This window comes from Brevibacillus sp. MCWH (assembly GCF_013096935.1).
In the GTDB taxonomy this organism is placed as follows: Bacteria; Bacillota; Bacilli; order Brevibacillales; family Brevibacillaceae; genus Brevibacillus; species Brevibacillus aydinogluensis.
The window spans coordinates 101,565-121,870 of the sequence record NZ_SDLF01000008.1 but is presented as its reverse complement, the minus strand read 5'-3'; the positions used below and the strand labels follow the sequence as shown (position 1 = coordinate 121,870).

21 protein-coding genes and 1 riboswitch are annotated in these 20,306 nt (G+C 58.9%); of the genes, 17 read left to right on the top strand and 4 right to left on the bottom strand.

Going from position 1 to position 20,306, the window contains the following annotated elements; all coding sequences use genetic code 11:
* The first annotated feature begins 7 nt into the window (after positions 1–7).
* The 8 genes from sdhA to lplA all read left to right on the top strand — a co-directional run bounded on the left by sdhA (position 8) and on the right by lplA (position 6,995).
* Positions 8–1,804, top strand: coding sequence for a succinate dehydrogenase flavoprotein subunit (sdhA, locus tag ETC00_RS09800; protein WP_171565815.1), 1,797 nt, complete (start codon positions 8–10; stop codon positions 1,802–1,804).
* 16 nt (positions 1,805–1,820) lie between these two features.
* A complete protein-coding gene (sdhB, locus tag ETC00_RS09795) occupies positions 1,821–2,564 on the top strand; it encodes a succinate dehydrogenase iron-sulfur subunit (RefSeq protein WP_171565814.1) in 744 nt (247 codons plus the stop codon).
* A complete protein-coding gene (locus ETC00_RS09790; protein WP_171565813.1) occupies positions 2,561–3,403 on the top strand; it encodes a fumarate hydratase in 843 nt (280 codons plus the stop codon). Before sdhB ends, ETC00_RS09790 begins: the two co-directional genes overlap by 4 nt.
* Before the next feature lie 39 nt (positions 3,404–3,442).
* On the top strand, positions 3,443–4,015 hold the full coding sequence (locus ETC00_RS09785; RefSeq protein WP_171565812.1) for a Fe-S-containing hydro-lyase: 573 nt from the start codon (positions 3,443–3,445) through the stop codon (positions 4,013–4,015).
* Positions 4,012–4,887 (top strand): HpcH/HpaI aldolase/citrate lyase family protein, encoded by an 876-nt coding sequence (locus ETC00_RS09780; protein ID WP_171565811.1) that lies wholly within the window; start codon positions 4,012–4,014, stop codon positions 4,885–4,887. Before ETC00_RS09785 ends, ETC00_RS09780 begins: the two co-directional genes overlap by 4 nt.
* Before the next feature lie 41 nt (positions 4,888–4,928).
* Positions 4,929–5,028, top strand: a riboswitch (guanidine-I (ykkC/yxkD leader).
* A gap of 71 nt (positions 5,029–5,099) precedes the next feature.
* Positions 5,100–5,450 carry a DMT family transporter gene (locus ETC00_RS09775; protein WP_311837789.1) on the top strand — a complete coding sequence of 117 codons (351 nt, stop codon included), beginning with the start codon at positions 5,100–5,102 and terminating at the stop codon, positions 5,448–5,450.
* Positions 5,450–5,764, top strand: coding sequence for a DMT family transporter (locus ETC00_RS09770; protein WP_171565810.1), 315 nt, complete (start codon positions 5,450–5,452; stop codon positions 5,762–5,764). Before ETC00_RS09775 ends, ETC00_RS09770 begins: the two co-directional genes overlap by 1 nt.
* 244 nt (positions 5,765–6,008) lie before the next feature.
* Positions 6,009–6,995, top strand: a complete 987-nt coding sequence (gene lplA / locus ETC00_RS09765; protein WP_171565809.1) for a lipoate--protein ligase — start codon at positions 6,009–6,011, stop codon at positions 6,993–6,995.
* Positions 6,996–7,381: 386 nt separating this feature from the next.
* On the opposite strand, the gene ETC00_RS09760 is transcribed toward lplA, so the two are convergent.
* Both ETC00_RS09760 and ETC00_RS09755 read right to left on the bottom strand, forming a co-directional pair.
* A complete protein-coding gene (locus ETC00_RS09760; protein ID WP_171565808.1) occupies positions 7,382–8,638 on the bottom strand; it encodes a dicarboxylate/amino acid:cation symporter in 1,257 nt (418 codons plus the stop codon).
* A 213-nt stretch (positions 8,639–8,851) separates the two neighbouring features.
* Positions 8,852–9,919: an anthranilate phosphoribosyltransferase gene (locus ETC00_RS09755; protein ID WP_171565807.1), complete on the bottom strand. Its 1,068-nt coding sequence runs from the start codon at positions 9,917–9,919 to the stop codon at positions 8,852–8,854.
* Between the two features lie 393 nt (positions 9,920–10,312).
* Between ETC00_RS09755 and ETC00_RS09750 the strand changes: the two genes are divergently transcribed.
* Both ETC00_RS09750 and ETC00_RS09745 read left to right on the top strand, forming a co-directional pair.
* A complete protein-coding gene (locus tag ETC00_RS09750) occupies positions 10,313–10,738 on the top strand; it encodes an SRPBCC family protein (protein ID WP_171565806.1) in 426 nt (141 codons plus the stop codon).
* Position 10,739: 1 nt separating this feature from the next.
* Positions 10,740–11,120, top strand: coding sequence for an ArsR/SmtB family transcription factor (locus ETC00_RS09745; RefSeq protein ID WP_171565805.1), 381 nt, complete (start codon positions 10,740–10,742; stop codon positions 11,118–11,120).
* Between the two features lie 143 nt (positions 11,121–11,263).
* On the opposite strand, the gene ETC00_RS09740 is transcribed toward ETC00_RS09745, so the two are convergent.
* Entirely contained in the window at positions 11,264–12,313 is a 1,050-nt protein-coding gene (locus ETC00_RS09740) for a DctP family TRAP transporter solute-binding subunit (RefSeq protein ID WP_171565804.1), read from the bottom strand.
* 127 nt (positions 12,314–12,440) lie between these two features.
* Here ETC00_RS09740 and ETC00_RS09735 point away from each other — a divergent pair, with 127 nt between their 5' ends.
* The 6 genes from ETC00_RS09735 to ETC00_RS09710 all read left to right on the top strand — a co-directional run bounded on the left by ETC00_RS09735 (position 12,441) and on the right by ETC00_RS09710 (position 18,022).
* Positions 12,441–14,000, top strand: a complete 1,560-nt coding sequence (locus ETC00_RS09735; protein WP_171565803.1) for an ATP-binding protein — start codon at positions 12,441–12,443, stop codon at positions 13,998–14,000.
* Entirely contained in the window at positions 14,001–14,687 is a 687-nt protein-coding gene (locus ETC00_RS09730) for a response regulator (protein ID WP_171565802.1), read from the top strand.
* Between the two features lie 75 nt (positions 14,688–14,762).
* Positions 14,763–15,695 carry a S66 peptidase family protein gene (locus ETC00_RS09725; RefSeq protein ID WP_171565801.1) on the top strand — a complete coding sequence of 311 codons (933 nt, stop codon included), beginning with the start codon at positions 14,763–14,765 and terminating at the stop codon, positions 15,693–15,695.
* Between the two features lie 167 nt (positions 15,696–15,862).
* On the top strand, positions 15,863–16,333 hold the full coding sequence (locus ETC00_RS09720) for a Dps family protein (protein WP_171565800.1): 471 nt from the start codon (positions 15,863–15,865) through the stop codon (positions 16,331–16,333).
* Between the two features lie 206 nt (positions 16,334–16,539).
* A complete protein-coding gene (gene coaA, locus ETC00_RS09715) occupies positions 16,540–17,475 on the top strand; it encodes a type I pantothenate kinase (RefSeq protein WP_171565799.1) in 936 nt (311 codons plus the stop codon).
* 103 nt (positions 17,476–17,578) lie between these two features.
* Positions 17,579–18,022: a 2-thiouracil desulfurase family protein gene (locus tag ETC00_RS09710; protein WP_171565869.1), complete on the top strand. Its 444-nt coding sequence runs from the start codon at positions 17,579–17,581 to the stop codon at positions 18,020–18,022.
* Between the two features lie 159 nt (positions 18,023–18,181).
* Here the strand turns inward: ETC00_RS09710 and gnd are convergent, their stop codons facing one another.
* Positions 18,182–19,078 (bottom strand): phosphogluconate dehydrogenase (NAD(+)-dependent, decarboxylating), encoded by an 897-nt coding sequence (gene gnd / locus ETC00_RS09705; protein ID WP_171565798.1) that lies wholly within the window; start codon positions 19,076–19,078, stop codon positions 18,182–18,184.
* 210 nt (positions 19,079–19,288) lie between these two features.
* Between gnd and ETC00_RS09700 the strand changes: the two genes are divergently transcribed.
* The gene (locus ETC00_RS09700; protein WP_249178935.1) at positions 19,289–20,158 is read left to right on the top strand and encodes a MurR/RpiR family transcriptional regulator; all 870 of its coding nucleotides are present in this window, start codon (positions 19,289–19,291) and stop codon (positions 20,156–20,158) included.
* Positions 20,159–20,306: the final 148 nt, after the last annotated feature.

Here is a 20,306-nt window from a genome sequence, read left to right as displayed (position 1 = left end):
ATGTGTCATGAACGAAAGCATCATCGTCGTCGGCGGCGGACTGGCCGGCCTGATGAGCGTGATCAAGATTGCGGAAGCGGGAGGAACGGTCAAGCTCTTTTCTGTCGTGCCGGTCCGCCGCTCCCACTCCGTCTGCGCGCAGGGGGGCATCAACGGCGCGGTGAATACGAAAGGGGAAGGCGACTCCGCCTGGGAACACTTTGACGACACGATTTACGGGGGAGACTTTTTGGCCCATCAGCCGCCGGTTAAAGCGATGTGCGAGGCGGCACCGGAGATCATCTACCTCTTGGACCGGATGGGTGTGCCATTCAACCGCACGCCGGAAGGGCTGATCGACTTCCGCCGGCTCGGCGGGGCCAAGTATTCCCGCACCGCCTTTGCCGGCGCCACCACCGGCCAGCAGATTCTCTACGCCCTGGATGAGCAGGTGCGCCGCTTCGAATCGGAAGGGCGGGTGGAAAAGTTTGAATATTGGGAAATGCTTTCCCTCATCCTCGATGACGAAGGGGTCTGTCGAGGCATCGTCGCTCAGGATCTCAAGTCGATGGAGATCAAGGAGTTCCCCGCCGATGCGGTAATCCTGGCGACCGGCGGCATCGGGATGATTTTCCGGAAGAGCACCAACTCGCTGATCAACACCGGCAGTGCCCACAGCATCGCCTACCAGCAGGGGGTGCATTACGCCAACGGCGAGTTCATCCAGATTCATCCGACCGCCATCCCCGGCGACGACAAGCTGCGGCTGATGTCGGAATCGGCGCGCGGGGAGGGAGGGCGCATCTGGGTCTACAAGGACGGCAAGCCGTGGTACTTTCTGGAGGAAAAGTACCCGGCATACGGCAACCTGGTGCCGCGGGACATCGCCACGCGGGAGATTTTCCACGTCTGCGTCGACCTGAAACTGGGCATCAACGGAGAGAACATGGTCTACCTCGACGTGTCCCACCTGCCAAAGCGGCAGTTGGAGCAGAAGCTGGGCGGCATTCTCAGCATCTACGAGAAGTTTGTCGGCGACGATCCGCGCAAGGTGCCGATGAAGATTTTCCCCGCGATGCACTACTCCATGGGCGGTCTGTGGGTGGATTACAACCAGATGACCAACATCCCCGGCCTGTTCGCCTGCGGCGAGTGCGAATTTCAATACCACGGCGCCAACCGGCTGGGGGCCAATTCGCTGGTGTCGGCGATCTACGGCGGGATGGTGGCGGGGCCGAAAGCGGTCGAGTACGTCCGCGGCCTGAAGAAGTCGGCCCAGGACCTGTCGCCCAACCTGTTCGCCGCCGAGCGCAGGCGACAGGAAGCGTACATGGAGCGCATCTGCCGGATGGACGGCTACGAGAACCCGTACCAGCTCTATGTGGAGATGAGCGACTGGATGGTGGACAACGTAACCGTGGTCCGCTACAACGACCGCCTGCAAAAAACGGACGAGAAGCTGCAGGAGCTGCTGGAGCGCTGGCAGAAGATCGGCGTGGACGATACCTCCGACTGGTACAACCGGACGGTGACGTTTGTCCGCCAGTTGTGGAACATGCTGCAGTTGGCCCGGGTGATCACGCTGGGAGCGCTCCACCGCAACGAGAGCAGGGGCGCTCATTACAAGCCGGAGTTTCCCGAGCGCGACGACGCCAACTGGCTGAAGACAACGCTCGCCATTTACACGCCGGAGGGGCCGCTTTTCCGCTACGAACCGGTCGATCTCGCCTACATCCAGCCGCGCCCCCGGCGCTATGACATCGTGAAGGAAGCGGCGGACCGGGCATCCGACCGGGGCTCCGCGGCCGCCCGTCAACAGGCTTAGAGAGGAGGGTGCCGGGATGAACACGGTGCAGATGAAGGTAAAGCGGCAGGACCAGCCGGACGGCGAACCGTACTGGGAGGAGTTTGTCGTCCCGTACCGGCCGAACATGAACGTGATCGCCGCGTTGATGGAGATTCAAAAGAACCCGGTGAATGCGGCGGGCCGACAAGTGAGGGCCGTCGTCTGGGAGTCCAACTGTCTGGAAGAGGTGTGCGGAGCGTGCAGCATGGTGATCAACGGCAGGGTCAGGCAGGCGTGCTCCGCTTTGGTCGACAAGCTGGAACAGCCGATCTGCCTGGAGCCGATGGCCACGTTTCCCGTCGAAAAAGACCTGGCGGTGAACCGCAAGCGAATGTTTGACGCGCTGCAGAGCATCAAGGGCTGGATCGCAATCGACGGCACCCACGCCCTGGGCCCGGGACCGCGTGTCTCGCAGGAGCAACAGCAGGAGCTGTACGCGTATGCCACCTGCATGACCTGCGGCTGCTGTCTGGAGGCTTGTCCGAACGTCAACGACCGCTCCCCCTATCTCGGGCCGCAGGCGATGGCGCAGATCCGCTATTTCAACGCCCATCCCACCGGGGCGATGATGAAGGAACAGCGCCTGGACGCAGCGATCAGCGACGGGGGGATCGCCAACTGCGGCCAATCGCAAAACTGCGTCCAGGTCTGCCCCAAAGGGATTCCGCTGACCACGGCCCTGGCTGAAGTAAATCGGGATGCCAACCGGCATGCCTGGAAGAGGTGGTTTTTCTCATGAGAGAAATCAAGTATGACGCCATTGTGGAGGCAGTGGCTGACATGTGCCAGCGGGCCAACTACGACCTCGGCGCGGATGTCGTCCAGGCGTTCCGGCAGGCGCTTCGTTCGGAAGTGTCGGAGACAGGCCGGGACGTGCTGTCACAGTTGATGGAAAACGCACAGATCGCCGCCCGGGAACGGGTGCCGATGTGCCAGGATACCGGCGTTGCCGTCTTTCTCGTGGAAGTGGGGCAGGACTGCCGGATCGTCGGCGGCAGCCTGTACGACGCGATCAACGACGGGGTGCGCAAGGGATACAGAGAGGGGTATCTGCGCAGTTCCATCGTCGGTCACCCGCTGGAACGGGTCAATACAGGAGACAACGCTCCCGCCGTCACGCACGTGGAACTGGTGCCGGGCGACAAACTGACCATCCACTTCTCCGCCAAGGGCGGCGGCAGCGAAAACATGAGCGCGCTCAAAATGCTGAAGCCGTCCGATGGGGTGGAGGGGGTCAAAGCGTTTGTACTGGAGACGGCGCGGAACGCGGGTCCCAACGCCTGCCCGCCGATGGTCGTCGGCGTGGGCATCGGCGGAACATTTGAAAAGGCGGCCTACCTGGCGAAGAAGTCTCTGTTTCGGCCCATCGGCGAGCGCAGCCCCCGGCCGGAAATCGCCGTACTGGAGGAGGAACTGGTGGAGATGTGCAACAAACTGGGAATCGGCCCGCAGGGAATGGGCGGCCGGACGACGGTACTGGACGTCAAGATCGAGATTTACCCCTGTCACATCGCCTCCCTGCCCGTTGCCGTCAACATCAACTGCCACGCCAGCCGGCACAAGGAAGCCGTACTGTGAAACGGAGCAAGATAGCCAACCGGGAGGAGGAGCAACACGATGGCAGTCAAACACATTACTGCCCCGTTGACGGATGAGGCGGTGGCCAGCCTGCGGGCGGGCGACCGGGTGCTGATCAGCGGCGTGGTCTACGCGGCGCGGGACGCCGCCCACAAGCGCATGATCGAAGCGTTGGATCGCGGAGAGCCGCTCCCGTTTGACGTCAGCGGGCAGGTGATCTACTACGTCGGTCCAACTCCGGCCAAACCGGGGCAGGTGGTCGGCTCGGCCGGCCCGACGACGAGCGGCCGCATGGACAAATACGCGCCCAGGCTGCTCGCGCTGGGGTTAAAAGGGATGATCGGCAAAGGCTATCGCAATCAGGAAGTAAAAGAGGCGATGGCGAAACACAAGGCGGTTTACTTTGCGGCGGTAGGCGGCGCGGGCGCGCTGCTGGCGAAAGCAATAAAGGTGCAGGAGCTGGTGGCCTACGAAGACCTCGGCCCGGAAGCGGTGCGCAAGCTGGTGATCGAGCAGTTTCCGGCCGTGGTGATCAACGATATGTACGGCAATGACCTGTACCGGCAGGGCGTGGAACAGTACCGGGAAGAGTGGGGAGGGGGCGGAAGATGATGCTGGTTCGTTCGTGGATGTTTGTGCCGGGCAACAACCGGCGGCGGCTGGAAAAGGTGAGGGAGCTGGCGGCTGACGTGATCATTTACGATTTGGAAGACGCCGTGCCGCTTCAGGAAAAAGCGAGCGCACGGGACATGGTGCGCCAGGCGGTACAAGAAAACGGCAGCCGTCCCCAATACGTGCGGGTGAATGACCCGACCACGCCGTTTTACCTGGACGACCTATACGGCATGATCGGGCACGGACTGACGGGAATCGTTTTGCCAAAAGCGGCAAACCGTCAGCAGATTCTGGCTGTGGAAGCCCACCTGACGCAGCTGGAGAATCACGGGAATCTGCCGTGCGGCTCGATGGAGATCGTCCCCCTGATTGAAACGGCGTCTGGTCTCTACCACGCCTATGACATCGCCTCGGCTAGCGCCAGGGTGAAGCGGCTGGCGTTCGGTTCGGTCGACTTTGCCCTCGATATCGGCGCCCGGTTGACGCGGGAAGGAACGGAACTTTTGTTTGCCCGCTCCCAGTTGGTGGTGATCTCCCGGGCAGCCGGCATCGAACCGCCGATTGACGCCGTTTTCGTGGACGTCAAAGATGCGGAGGGACTGCAAAATGATGCCCGCCTTGCGAGACAGCTCGGTTTTCAGGGCAAGCTGGTGATCCATCCCGACCAGATCCCGATTGTCCATGACGCGTTTTCCCCGACGGCGGAGGAAATAGCGGAGGCGAAAGCGGTCGCCGCCGCCTTTGACGAAGCGCTCGCTTCCGGCAGCGCCGCCATTTCTGTCAACGGAAAACTGGTCGACTACCCCGTGGCGGAGCGGGCCAAGCGGATCCTCCGGCAGGCGGAAGCGCTCCAGCACCTCCGCACTTGACCCCACGGTCCCGATGTGATACAGTACGACCAAATGGAATAGCACTTGTTTTCTAGGGTTCCGCAGCATTGGCTGGTCTGGTCCGAGAGAAAACACACAGCGGCATTGGCTGTGACACGGAGGGATAAAAGCCCGGGAGATATCGTTGTGCTGGCGATACCCCCGGGTTTTTTGCTGCGCTGGAAAAAACGAGAGGATAGGAGGAGAGAGACGTGAACAGAGAATGGGCCATGGTGTTTATCGCGGCTGTGTTCGAAGTGCTGTGGGTGATCGGGCTGAAACACGCGTACGATCTTTGGACGTGGCTGGGAACAGCTGTGGCCATTGGCGTCAGCTTTTTCCTGATGATCAGGGCTGGTCAGACGCTGCCGGTGGGCACCGTATACGCCGTCTTTGTCGGCATGGGCACGGCCGGCACGGTATTGGCCGACATCGTCTTTTTCGGCGAGCCGTTTCAGTGGTTGAAAGTGCTCCTGATCCTGCTGCTGCTGGGGGGTGTCGTCGGATTGAAGCTGGTGACCCATGAGAAACCGGCAGAGAACGTGAAAGGAGGGGAGACATAATGGCCTGGCTCTGTCTAATCGCCGCTGGACTTTTCGAGATGACGGGTGTCGCGATGATCAACAAATGGAACCGCGATCGGACCTGGCTGACGCTGATCCTGCTGCTCGCCAGTTTCGGAGCCAGCTTTTTGTTCCTTTCCCTCGCGATGAAAACCCTGCCGATGGGGACGGCCTATGCGGTCTGGACCGGCATCGGCACGGCAGGCGGCGCCATTCTGGGCATGGTCCTGTACGGCGAGTCTGCCGATTGGCGTCGGGTGCTGTGTATTGGCGTCATCCTTGCCGCTGCGGTCGGATTGAAGCTGATCTCCTGACCGCCCCCATCTGTCTGTTGACATTCAACATGGCGTCGGTGATAATGGCGTCCGACACACCGGGTGCCTGCATTATGGCTGCCGTCATCGCTGTAACTGCGACGTCCACCGCCAGATTGACGCCGACAGCACGACCACCCACAACAAAAGGGGGCTGGGGGGATGTGTTGTGCGGCAAGTGGACGTTTGTCATACTGTTGCTCGGACAAGCTGACAGTCATCAGTCCGCAAAGGAGGAACGCACATGAAATTCATCGACAATCGAGGAATCACCGATCCCCGCATCAACCTGGCAATCGAGGAATACGCCTTAAAGCACCTGCCTGCCGATGAAGATTACCTGTTGTTTTACATCAACGAACCGTCCATCATCATTGGGAAAAACCAGAATACGATCGAAGAGATCAATGCCGACTACGTCAACGAACACGGGATTCACGTGGTGCGCCGGCTGTCGGGAGGCGGCGCCGTCTATCACGACCTCGGCAACCTCAACTTCAGTTTTATTACCAATGACGACGGGGAGTCCTTTCACAACTTCCGCAAGTTTACCGATCCGGTCGTTCGCGCTCTGCGCCAGATGGGCGTCGACGCGGAGCTGACGGGCCGCAACGACATCCAGGTGGGCGAGCGGAAAATTTCCGGCAACGCCCAGTACGCCGCCAAAGGACGCATGTTCAGCCACGGCACGCTGCTGTTTGACTCCGACCTGGAGCGTGTCGTCTCCGCGCTGAACGTGAATCCCCTAAAAATCCAGTCAAAAGGGATCAAGTCGATTCGCAGCCGGGTCGCCAACATTTCGGAATTTCTGCCCAGCCCGATGACGATCGAAGAGTTCAAGCAGGAGCTGCTCGTCTTTATCTTCGACGGCAAACCGGTGGAGGAATATCCGCTCACCGACGAGGATTGGGCGAACATCCACGAGCTGTCCCGTTCCCGCTACCAGAGCTGGGAGTGGAATTACGGAAAATCGCCGAAAAGCAACTTCCGGCAGTCCCGCCGGTTTGACATCGGGACGGTGGAGGTGCGGTTGGAGATCGAGAAGGGGCGCATCAAGGAAGCCAAAATCTACGGGGACTTCTTCGGAATGAGGGACGTGTCGGAAATCGAGGCCGTGCTTCGCGGCGTGCCATACGACAAGCAAGCGGTGGCGGATGTGCTTGCTGGCATCGACATCGAGCCGTTTTTCGGAAAATGGTCGCGTGAGGAACTGCTGTCGCTGCTGTTCTGACGAATACGCCTTTGACCACTCGTCCGCAGCGCATGAGAGATCGGGCCCGCTCGCTCGCTTGACGCCCAGCACAGAAGCGGATGAAGTCGGCTCCAAAACGAGACGCGGGCAGGGGACAAACATCTGGGTATTTCGAGGAAGTGAGACTTGTGTCCCCTGTTGATTCCCGCGTCTTCGTTTTTTCACTGAGTCGGTCGTCAAAGGAGCTCGCTTGGCCCATCCCGCCATGCGATGCCCATTGTCTTTTCGCTTTGGTTGATGAATAGGCACGCCTTTCGGCCTGGAAATCATTTTTTGTGGACGCTAACTCAATGAACCGTTTGTCTTCAGTCTGAAACCTCCCGAAAACGGGAGGTTTCAGTGCTGATTGAACGCAGCGGCGCCCGTTATGCCGAAATGGCCGGCGATTTTTCGTCCGACAGGGCAGGCGGATGAAACTCGTTCTCGTGCTTGGCGATGACCACCGCAGCCACGCCGTTGCCGATCAGGTTGGTGATGGCACGGGCTTCCGACATAAAGCGGTCGACACCGAGCAGGAGCGCGATGCCCTCGACCGGGATCATCGGGAACGCGGCCAGCGTTGCCGCCAGGGTGATGAAACCGGAGCCGGTGACGCCGGCTGCCCCTTTGGACGTGAGCATCAAAATGCCGAGCAGGGTCAGCTGCTGCCAGACGGACAGGTCGACGCCGTATGCCTGCGCGATGAACAGAGCGGCCATGGAGAGGTAAATGGACGTGCCGTCCAGGTTGAACGAATATCCGGTGGGCACGACCAGACCGACAACCGATTTGGAACAGCCGTATTTTTCCAGACGCTCCATCATGCGGGGCAGCGCCGATTCGGACGACGAAGTGCCCAACACCAGCAGGATTTCTTCGCGAATGTATTTGATAAACGAGAAAATGTTAAAGTTGAAGAAGCGGGCAATCAGCCCCAGCACCACGACGATGAACAAAAACATCGTGATGTAGACCGACCCCATCAAGAGGCCCAGTCGTTTCAGGGAGTCGAGGCCAAAGGTGCCGATGGTGTAGGCCATCGCTCCGAATGCGGCGAGCGGGGAGACTCTCATGATCATGTTGACGACGCCGAAGAATCCGTGCGCCAGCTTGTCAAACAGGTTGATCACCGGCTGGGCGGCGGAGCCCATGGCTGCGAGCGACAGGCCGAACAGGACGGCGAAGAACAGGATGGGCAGCAGTTCGCCTTTGGCCATGGCGTTGACCACGTTGTCCGGAATGATTCCGACGAGGAAGTCGATAAAGCCGTGACTGGTCTCCTCAGCCGCTTTCGTGTACTTGGAGATGTCAGCGCCGCTAAGGCCGGTCTTGTCAAAGCCGACGCCCGGCTTGATGATGTTGACCACGACCAGGCCGATGGCCAGCGCGATTGTGGTAACGATTTCAAAATAAATCAGCGCCTTGCCGCCGATTTTTCCCACCTTCTTCATGTCGCCCATGCCGGCGATGCCGTTGACGACGGTGAAGAAGACGATCGGCGGGATGACCATTTTGATCAACTTGACGAATACGTCTGCCAACACTTTCAGTTCAGCCCCGAACTTGGGCGCAAACTGGCCGACGAGAATACCGAGGATAATGGCGATCACGACCTGCACGGTCAGGTTTTTAAAAATACGCATAAGTCCCCTCCCTTTTACGCACAATGAAAGCGCTTTACATTCTCTGTACTTGCATTCTAAAGAATTGCTGGAATATTGGAAATGATACGGTCATATTGGTTGTTTTGGTCTTTTTGGTCACAGAGCATGCGGGGAGCGGAGACAAGCAAAATGCCCTTGGCCCGCCAATCCGGCAAGCCAAGGGCTGTATGGGTGCGGGGAATTTTTTCGACATCAGGTGCCGATATGGCCTGCATCGCGAGCGGAAGCGGCGGGTGCTGCGGATGGTGCGGCTGCATCCAGCCACTGTCTGTACCGGTCCCAAGCCTCTCGGGAATCTAGCGCCTGGCGGGCCGCGGCCACACCTTCATCCAAGTTCGGGACGCGCCCGGTGATCCACAGCCGCAGGGCACTGTTTAGGAGCACCATGTTGCGGTAGGCAGGTTCGGCTGTTCCGTTCAGCACCGCTTCCGCCGTCTGCCGCTGCAGTTCCGGCGTCCAGTCGGTATCCGGCGCTTCCGCCTGCAAGCCGAGCGAGGCCGGATCGACGACGAAGGGACGACAGCTGCCGTTTTCCACGATCAAGGCGCGGCTCGGTTTGGCGGCGGACACGTCTTCGGAGCCTTCCATGCCCTGCACGACGATTCCCCGTTCCACTCCGAGACGGAGCAGCAGTTCCGCCACTTTTTCAAATACCGTGCCGTGGAAGATGCCGATGGCCATGGACGGAGAGTCGGCTGGCCGCAGCAGCTTTTCCACCGTGTTGAACAGGGTGCGGACGCCGAGCTCCAGCCGCAGGGGGCGCAGCTTGTGCAGCGCGGGACACCACGTTTCCGTGGGGACAATCAGGACGCCGCTGCGCTCGGCAGCCGACAAAAGCGCCTGCCTGTCGGCGGCATCCACGGATACGCCTGCGGTCTTTAACACGTCCGTCAGCGTGATGCCCCACTTGGGCGGCAGCGATGGACTGCCGTGCAGAGTGACCCGCTGCCCGCAAGCGGCCAGTACAAAGGCGGCAGGCAGCGTGGCCATAAACGATTTTCGCCGCCCGTCGTAGGGGCCGGCGCAATCGAGACTGTCCGGAAACGAGACGGGCGACATGGTCCGGCGTAACACCTCCACAAACGCCGCCAATTCGTCCAGCGACTCCGATTTGATCCGCTCCGCCATCAGAAACGCGCCCATCTGTGCGGGTGTCGCGCTGCCGTTGAGAAACAGTTCCGCCGCTATCGTTGCCTGTTCGTACGTCAGGTCTTTTGCGCCGCGTTTGCCGCGTCCCACTTCTTTTAACAGTTCATACATCGTGGCTGTCACCTCTCTCAAAATTGCGTCATTCACCGACCATTAACAATCGGGCCGCGTCCAATATATATACGATTAAGTATACAGGAATACTATGATTTTTGAGAAGTCGTACAACTAGGTGGACTGGTCGCTGCAGAGCGTCTCTTTTGCTCTACTGAACTCCGGGCCGCTGCGCTGTCGAATCGGGGACTGTAAAAGCAGGGGAACGAGCAAGATATAAGTGAACGGGGCGAAACAACCAATCGGAGCCATCTCGGTCCTATGATTGACATGAAACCAAAAGGTGTCATAAAATCAAAAAGGAAACCATTTGGTTTCGTATTGCGTACAAGAGTTCCGCTCGGGTTTGCCCCAGGAAAAAGGGAAGCACACATATCAGGAGGTACGACGATGGAGAACAAAACCCCGCAAACCATTCCGGACATTCGACACACCCAGGTGTTCCATGCACCGATCCAGAAAGTGTGGGAAGCCGTTGCCACGGCGGAAGGTCTGGCCGCATGGTTCATGCCAAACGACTTTCAACCAGTGGTCGGTCACGAGTTTCACATAAATGCCGGTCCGTTCGGCATGTCCCCCTGCAAGGTGACGGAAGTGGACCCTCCCAACCGTCTGTCGTTTCACTGGGGGAAAGACTGGATCATTACGTTTGAACTGAAAGACCTCGGCGGGAAAACGGAGTTTACGCTGATCCACTCCGGCTGGAATCCCGATACTGTCACGGAATTCGGCGAACCGCACACGATCGTGCGCGACCGCATGAATCAGGGCTGGACCGGCATTATCCAAAAACTGGGTAAGTATGTCGAGGGCTGACATGGCTGCGGCGCCGTCCAGACATGACGTCTTTCAGGCAATTGCCGATCCCACGCGCCGCCAGCTGCTGAAATTGCTGGGGGATCAGGAATTGCCGGTCACCGTGATCAGCGGACACTTTCCGATGAGCCGGACGGCCGTTTCCAAACACCTGCGCATTTTGGCCGAAGCCGGCCTGGTCAAAGGGAGGAAAGTCGGCAGGGAGACGCGCTACCGGCTTGATCCGGAACCGCTGCTCGCAGTGAAGCAGTGGCTTGCGTATTACGAGCGGTTTTGGGAGAACAAGCTGGCGATGCTCAAACACTACGTGGAGTCCGGCGAAACGGACGGCGCCGAGCCTGTCGCCACGCGAACAGCGGTCCAGCCGACGAAACAGGAATAACCACGCAGCCAGCTGCCGCCTGGCCTGACGCTGTGAAGAGAGTGCATGAAGACAGTCCAAGACGGTGCTTTCCCCGTTTTGGCCTGTCTTTTTTGTCGGGGAAGACGCATTTCCTCGGGGCCAGGGAGATGGAACGAACGTGTTTACTGCTGCCTGTGCAGTTTGCTGATCTCGTCCATTAACGCCGAACCGATCATCGGGGCAAATGATTTGTACACCGGCTGCAGCGCCTCCCTCCAGACGGCCTGCTCCTGTGGTGTCAGCACGTGGATTTCCATGCTGCTCTCTTTGGTCAACTGCTTCCACTGCTGCTCGTTCATGGAGACGGCGATTTGGTCGCTGTAGGCCGTCGCCTCCTCCAACGCCTCGGTCAGCACGCGCTGTACGTCGGGGGGAAGCTTCTCCCAGAACGATTTGTTGATGATCACGGCATATCCCAGATAGCCGTGGTTGCTGACCGTCATGTATTTCTGCACCTGGTAGAGACGCTTGCTGTAGATGTTGGAGATGGTGTTTTCCTGGCCGTCCACCTCGTTGTTCGCCAGCTTGCGGTAGACGTCATTGAACGGAGCCCCCTGGGCTGTCGCCCCCAGCGTGCGAAACTGCGCTTCCAGCACGGGGCTTTGAATGATCCGGAAGCGCTGGCCGGCGAAGTCCTGCGGCGTGCGGATCGGTTTGTTGCTGGTCATCTGCTTGAAGCCGTTGCTCCAAAAGGCCAGTCCCTTCATGTTCAGCGGCTCCAGCGTCTCAAACAGCATCCCGCCGATCTTCCCGTGAAACGCCTGCTCAACATCCTGCTGATCGCGAAACACGTAGGGCAGGTCCAGCACCGACCACGCCGGAATCCGGTTGGCCAGATTGGAAAAGGCGGGAGCAATCATCTGGATGTCGCCGCGCCGCAGCGCATCCATCTCCGTCTGGTCGGAGTGGAGGATACCGTTGGGAAATACCTGCACTTCCACCCGGCCATTGGACTTATCCTTGACCAGTTGGGAAAAACGATCCACGGCCAGACCCTTCGGCGTATTTTCCGCTACCACATGGCTGAACTTGATGATAATGCGCTCGCTCAGCCCTTCCTGCTCCTCGTCGTATCCCAGCGATGCAAACGGCAGGTCGCTGCGAAAGCCGATAATCACGGCGCTGAGCAGGCCCAACAGGACGAACGCGACAATGCTTGCGATTGATCTCACGGGCCGACACCTGCTTTACCATCGGTTGATTTGCTTCACGTACTGTACCAAAATATATGGTAGCAGGCAAACCTACCGGAAAGGAAGAACACTCCTGTTCAAGCGTCTGAAAATTAAGTGGAAAATCATGCTGCTGTCAGTCGGCATCGTGCTTTTTTCCCTCTTGATCGGCGGCATCATCATCGTGGGCAGCATCATTCGCCTGACCGAGGCGGAGTTGGGACAGCGGCTGATGACCACGGCGCGGACAGTGGCGGAAATCCCGCTCATCCAGAAAAGCATCCAGGAACCGGACGGCTGGCGGACCATCGCTCCGACGGCACGGCGGATTCGCATTGTCAACGACGTGACGTACGTGGTGGTCATGGACATGAACAGGGTCCGCTATTCCGATCCGCTGGACGAGCGCATCGGCACCGTCTTTCTCGGCAAAGACGCGGAGGAGGCGTTTGCCGAGCACACCTACATCCGCAAGGTGCGGGGGGAGCTGGGAACGGCGCTGCGGGCCTACGTGCCGATCATGAACACCGATCACCAGCAGGTGGGCGTGGTCATGGTGGGCCATCTGCTGCCGAGCATCCCGCAGATCCTCTACGACCAGCGGGAAAACATCGCGATCACGTTTTTTCTCTCCCTGCTGTTTGGCATCTGGGGTTCGTACCGGCTCGCCCGCCACATGAAACGGCAGATGCTCAACCTGGAACCGGAAGAACTGGCCCGCATGCTGGTGGAGCGCACCGCCACGTTTCACGCCATGCGCGAGGGCGTGATCGCGATCGACACGCAGGAGCGGATCACGATCGTCAACGACAAGGCCAAACAGATTTTCAACATCGAAGACGACGTGCTGGGCAGACCGATCCGCGAGGTGATTCCCGATACCGCGCTGCCGGAAGTGCTGGAGAAGCAGCAAAACTTTTACGACCACGAACTGCACGTCGGAGGGGCGCTGATCTGGTCCAACCGCTTTCTGATCAGGACCGACGGGAAAGTCGTCGGGGCGCTGGCCATTTTCCAGGACCGGACCGAAGTGGCGCGGATGGCGGAAGAGCTGACCGGCGTAAAGGCATTCGTCGACGCGCTTCGCGTGCAAAACCACGAGTACATGAACAAGCTGCACACAATCGCAGGACTTTTGCAGTTGAATCAGAAAGAGAAGGCGCTGCAGTACTTGTTTGAAATCAGCGAACAGCAGGAAGAGCTGACTGCATTTCTCTCGGCCAAAATCACGGATGAAAGCGTTTCCGGCCTGCTTTTGGGCAAGGTGAGCAGGGGCAAGGAACTGGGCATTCGCCTCGTCATCGACCGGCGCAGCAATCTGGAGCGCTTCCCGCCGTACATGGATCACCACAATTTCGTGCTGATCCTCGGCAATCTGATCGAAAACGCGTTTGACGCTCTGGAGCAGACGGACAAACACGACAAGGAAGTCTACGTCAGCATCGAACAGGATGATGACATCTGCTCCATCCTGGTGGAAGACAACGGCATCGGCATGGATAACGAGACACGGCGGCGGATGCTGGAGCGCGGCTTCTCCACCAAGGAGGGGAAGAACCGCGGCCTGGGCCTCTACCTGGTGCAGCAGCTGGTGGCGAAGGGGCGAGGCGAACTGAGCTGCCAGTCGCAGCCGGGCGAAGGCACGAGCTTTTTGATTACCTTTCCGATGAAGGAGGCGGAAGCGTAGATGGGCGACCCATTTCGCGTGGTCGTCATCGAGGACGACCCGATGGTGCAGGAAGTGAACAGGCAGTTTATCGAACGGGTGTCGTCTTTCCGCGTGGTCGGCGCGGCCTCCAACGGAGCGGAAGGACTCGCCTTGGTGGAACAATTGAAGCCTGACCTGGTGATCATGGACATTTTCATGCCCGTGCTGGACGGCGTGCGCACCCTGCAGAAACTGCGCACAGCCAATCAGGCGGTGGACGTGATCGTGATCACGGCGGCCAAGGACAAACCGACGATCCAGGCAATGCTCCGCAACGGCGTGATGGATTACATCATCAAGCCGTTCAAGTTTGAGCGCATTCAGCAGGCGTTGGAAAACTACCGGGCGTTTCGCCAGCAGTTGGAGCAGGAGGGCACCGTCTCCCAGGCGGAGGTGGACCAGCTGTTGTTCCGCTCCGCCGCGAAAAGCCCCCGGGAGCTGGAGACGCTGCCGAAAGGGCTGCACATGCACACGCTGGAGCAGATTGTCCGCCATCTGCGCCAGGAAAAGCAGCCGCTGTCGGCGGAAGAGGTGGCAGAGCGGGTCGGTATCGCCCGCGTGACGGCGCGCCGCTACCTTGAATACCTGGAAAAGAGCGGACGGGTGAAACGGGACGTGGCATACGGCGGCGTCGGCCGGCCGACCAACCGGTACGTGCTGGTGTGACGCACTTTTCAAAAAATGGCGGTCAGGGGTACGGCAGGGCGGACCAAAAGTATCAATCAGTGAGGAGAATTCCGGATGAACAAGGGACACGCACTGAAACCAGGGGATACGATCGGGATCATCGCCCCGGCAAGTCCTCCGAAAACAATCGACAGCGTACACAAGGCCAAAGCTGAGCTGGAAGCGTTGGGATTCAAGGTGGTACTGGGAAGAACCTGCTATGAAAGCTATGGCGGCTATCTGGCGGGAACGCCCGAACAACGGGCAGCCGAACTGAACGAGATGTTTGCCGATCCCGACGTCGACGCCGTGATGGCTTTGCGCGGTGGCTACGGTTCGCCGCAAATCCTGCATCTTCTCGATTACGACATGATTGCGCAAAACCCGAAACTGTTCATCGGGTACAGCGACATCACCGCGCTGCACACGGCGCTCCGGCAGGAGGCGGGATTGGCGACTCTGCACGGTCCCAACGCATCGCCCGGACTGCTCAGCGGGACCAACGCGTATACGCGGGAATGTCTGCTGCGCGCCATGACCAGCACCGAGCCGCTGGGCGAGATCGTCAACCCGCCGGGGGAGGAGATCGTCTGCCTGGTGGAAGGAGAAGCGTGCGGCGAGATCGTCGGCGGCAATCTCTCGCTGGTGGCGGCGCTGGCGGGCACGCCCTACCAGGTGGATGCAAAAGGCAAGCTGCTCTTCCTGGAGGATGTGGACGAGGAGCCGTACCGGGTGGACCGCATGCTGACCCAGTTGGCGCTGGTCGGCACGTTTGCGGAGTGCGCCGGGATCATCCTCGGCACGTGGAACAACTGCACGTCGAAAAAACAGGACAGCTTCACCGTCCTCGACGTCATTTCCAACATGATCGCGCCGTATCAAAAGCCGATGATCTGGAACCTGCAGGCGGGCCACGGCGAAAACAACGCCGCCCTGCCGTTTGGCGTGCAGGCGTATCTTGACGCGACAGGCTGCCGGCTGATCGTCGAAGAGGCGGTCGTCCGGTAAAGGGGCCAATCAGGCGTACTTGCGGAAGGCCGGATTGCTGTCAGGGACGGGGAGATGTTGGCGGCGTCAGGCCGCAGCATCACCGGCGGAATAAACAGCAGTTCCCAGCGTAATACTAACATCGTTCTGTAGCATCTTCATGCGAGGAAAGGATGAAGTGACGCCGAATGAGCACTGCTGTGACAGGAGTGAAAAGCCCTTCCCTGACGGACGTGTTGAACAAACAGGTTGCCAACTGGAGCGTCCTGTACATAAAATTGCACCACTACCACTGGTATGTGACAGGACCCCACTTTTACACGCTCCACCAAAAGTTTGAGGAACTGTACAACGAGGCGGCCGGCTACGTGGATGAACTGGCGGAACGGCTGCTGGCAATCGGCGGACAGCCGGTCTCGACGATGAAAGCCTGTCTGGAGCAGTCGACCCTGCGCGAAGCGGCGGGAGGGGAGACTGCGGAACAAATGGTTCAGGCGGTAGTCGCCGACTTCCGGCAGCTCATCCGCGAGTTGGAGGAGGGAATGTCCATCGCCGAACAGGCAAATGACCAGGCGACCAGCGACATGTTCCTTGAGATCAGCACCAGCCTGCAAAAACACGTCTGGATGCTGCAGGCGTATCTCGGCAGGCGGCCGTGAAAAATCCCCCCTGGGCTGCGATAAGGCCAAAGGGGGGATTTTTTTCGCCAAACAAATGGTGACGCCCATGTTCTCCATCAGGCCAGGAATGGTATGCACCTTTCTTGCCGAGAGACGCACCTCACGTGTTCCCAAAAAGCGGCCGCAGGTGGTACACTATTGTGGAACATCTAATGGACAAGAACGAGAAAGGATGTACGGTTCCCATGGCATCTCCTTACATCACATTCAGTCGCGAGCAGTGGAGAGGACTGCGGGCTTCCACGCCGCTTACCATATCAGACGAAGAATTGGCCTGTCTGCAGGGGTTGAACGAAAAGCTCTCCCTGTCGGAAGTGGCGGACATCTACCTGCCGCTCTCCCGGCTGTTGAACCTGTATGTGGGGGCCACCCAGGAACTGTATCATGCAACGCATACATTCCTCGGCAATCAGGACAAAAAGGTTCCGTTTATCATCGGCATCGCCGGCAGCGTCGCAGTCGGCAAGAGCACAACCGCCCGCATTTTGCAAACGCTTTTATCCCGTTGGCCCAATCATCCCAAAGTGGACCTGGTGACCACGGACGGTTTTCTCTACCCCAACCGCGTCCTCGAAGAGCGCGGCCTGATGAAGCGCAAAGGGTTTCCGGAAAGCTACAACACGAAGCGGCTGGTGTCGTTTCTGTCCGACGTCAAGTCCGGCGTGCCGGAAGTGGCTGCCCCTGTCTACTCCCATCTGGTGTACGACATCGTGCCCGGCGAGTGGCAAGTGGTCCGCGAACCGGATATCTTGATCGTGGAGGGGCTAAATGTCCTGCAGACGCCGATCGACGAAAAACAGCGCCGCGTCACGGAAGTCTTCGTCTCCGACTTTTTCGACTTCTCCATTTACGTCGACGCGCGTGAAGAGGACATCATGAAGTGGTACGTGGAGCGGTTCAAGCTGCTGCGCGAGACGGCCTTCTCCAACCCGGCCTCTTACTTCCGCCGCTATGCCAGCCTGACCGACGAAGAGGCGACAGAGGTGGCCACGAGCATCTGGATGGAGATCAACGGCATCAACCTGCGGAAAAACATCCTGCCGACGCGGGGACGCGCCCGACTGATCTTGGAAAAAGGGGCGGATCACATGGTCCAGAGCGTCAAGCTGCGCCGGCTGTAATCCGGTGAATCCCCAATCGCAAAAGGCCGATCCGGCTGGAGGATGTTTGCAGTGTGGACAACCCTGGTCCCTGGTATCGAAATGAGGAAAGGAACTGGTGACAGTGAAAATCGTCAGTGCCTGTCTGATTGGCTGTCAGTGCCGATATGACCAGCGCGCCTGTCTGGACGCGGAAACCGAGGCGCTGTTCAAGGAAGGCAAGGCCATTCCTGTCTGTCCCGAGCAGATGGGCGGTCTGCCGACACCGCGCACGCCGGCGGAGATCGTCGGCGGCGACGGTTTTGACGTCCTGGACGGGAAGGCCCGGGTAATCGACCGGAACGGCTGCGACGTGACGGACGCGTTTCTCGCCGGGGCCAGGCAGGCGCTCAAGCTGGCGCAGGCGGTGGGGGCCACGTCCGCCGTGCTGAAGGAAAACAGTCCTTCCTGCGGCAGTTCGTTTGTCTATGACGGGACGTTCTCCGGCAATAAAAAGGCCGGAGTGGGCGTGACGGCCGCGCTGCTGATCCGCAACGGCATCGCGGTCCAATCGGAGCAGAAGAAATAAACGGAAAAAACGGCGAGCGTTCTCTCCCTGATGCGCTGGCTGACCTGATCAAGCCGCCCAATGCGCGAACGAAAAAAAGGGCGGGGAAAAGAGAACATAAGGCCAGCCGGCGAAACCATGCAAACAGGCCCGAGGTGCTGCCTCGGGCCTGGCTGTTTTCTATTTCGTTTCTACGGCGTGTCCGCCAAATTCGTTTCGCAGGGCAGCCACCACTTTGCCGTGGAAGGTGTCTTCCTCCAGCGAGCGGTAGCGCATCAAGAGGGACATCGCGATCACTGGCGTTGCCACTTGCAGGTCCAGTGCCGTCTCCAGCGTCCATTTGCCTTCGCCGGAGGAGTGCATGACGCCGCGAATGCTGTCCAGCTTCGCGTCTTTGCGGAAGGCCCGCTCGGTCAGATCCATCAGCCAGCCGCGGATGACGGAGCCGTTGGCCCAGACGCGCGCCACTTCGGCGTAGTCAAACGTGTAGCCGCTCTTCTCCAGCACCTCAAAGCCTTCGCCGATCGCCTGCATCATGCCGTACTCGATGCCGTTGTGCACCATTTTCAGGAAGTGTCCGCTGCCTGCTTCCCCTGCGTACAGGTAGCCGTTTTCAACGGTGATATCCTTTACCATCGGTTCGATATGGGCAAACGCCTCCTTGTCCCCGCCGATCATCATGCAGGCGCCGTGCCGCGCCCCTTCCATGCCGCCGCTTGTGCCGACGTCGAGGAAGTGGATGTCCTTTTGCTTAAGCTTGTGATAACGCTCAACCGACTGCTTGTAGTTGGAATTTCCGCCGTCAATCACGATGTCGCCGGGGGACAGCAGGCCGGACAGTTGGTCAATCAGCTTGTCCACGATGTCTCCTGCGGGCACCATCAGCCACACGACACGCGGCGCAGACAGTTTCGCGACCGCCTCTTCGACCGAAGCGGCCGGAATCGCTCCGTGCTTGCTCAGTTCAGCGGCAGGTGCGGGGTCGACGTCATAGGCGACGACCTCATGCCCGTGCGAGAGCAAGTTCAGGGTGAGATTGTATCCCATTTTGCCTAATCCAATCATCGCTAATTGCATTGTGATCGAAACACTCCTTATCCAGGTTCTCCAGGTGTCCAGGTTGTCAAACATGCAGAATCTGACCTAGCTGTATTATATGACAAAAATATTCACGTTTCATCATAAATGAAGAAAATTTTTTTCAAAATGACTTCGACCCGGACATTGCCTATAATGTGAACGAGAATGTTAGTGAACCAGAAAGGCACGATTGGGAGGTGCATGTCGTTGCCTGATTCCACACCGCGTGTTTCTGAAAGCGTGCTCGCCAAACTGCGTGCCGTTTATTCGCAGCTCAGCAGCAAAGAACAGCAGGTGGCCCGCTACATCCTGGAGCATGCGAGCGACATTGTCCATTTGTCCATTACCGAGTTGTCCGAGCTGTGCGAATGCGCTGATGCGACTGTTTTTCGCCTCTGCCGGCGATTGGGCTTTCGCGGATTCCAGGCGTTCAAGATTGCGCTGGCTAGCGAAGTAACCAACCCCAAGCAGGTGATTTACCAGGAAATCAACCTGGACGATGAAGACGTGCTGTCGATTGCCGGCAACATTTTTGCCGCAAACATGGAGACGCTGCGCGATACGCTGCACATACTCAACCGCGACGTACTGTCCACTATTATTGACTGGCTGGCGGGTGCCAAACGCATTGAATTCTACGGATCTGGCGGATCGGCTGCCATCGCCCAGGACGCCTATCACAAGTTCATGCGCACCGGGATTCCCTGTATTCATCACTCCGATGCACACTACCAGGTGATGTCGGCTTCCCTCCTGCGGGAAGGGGATGTGGCGGTGGGGATTTCCCACTCCGGTTCGAACAAGGACATTTTGAAAGCGCTGCACGTGGCCAAGGACGCGGGAGCGAAAACGATCGGCATCACCAGTTACGGAAAATCGCCGTTGGTAAAACTGGCGGACTGCTGTCTGTATACAACTTCGCGGGAAACGTTGTTCCGCACGGAAGCGCTCTCCGCCCGCCTGGCCCAGCTTTTCCTGATCGACCTGTTGTACGTGGCGGTCTCGCTTCGCCGGGAAGCGCAAACGATCGAGAACATCCAGCATATACGGGAAGCCATTTCCTTAAAACGCCTTTGACCGCGGGCGTTTTTTTTATTGGAAATAATACTGGTTGCGGAGCACATCACGAGCACTTTTTGAAACAAATTTTTTTCTCATGTATTAACAAAAGAAAAAAATTTCGATATAATCACTTTGACATCTTGAAAGCGGATACACATGAAGG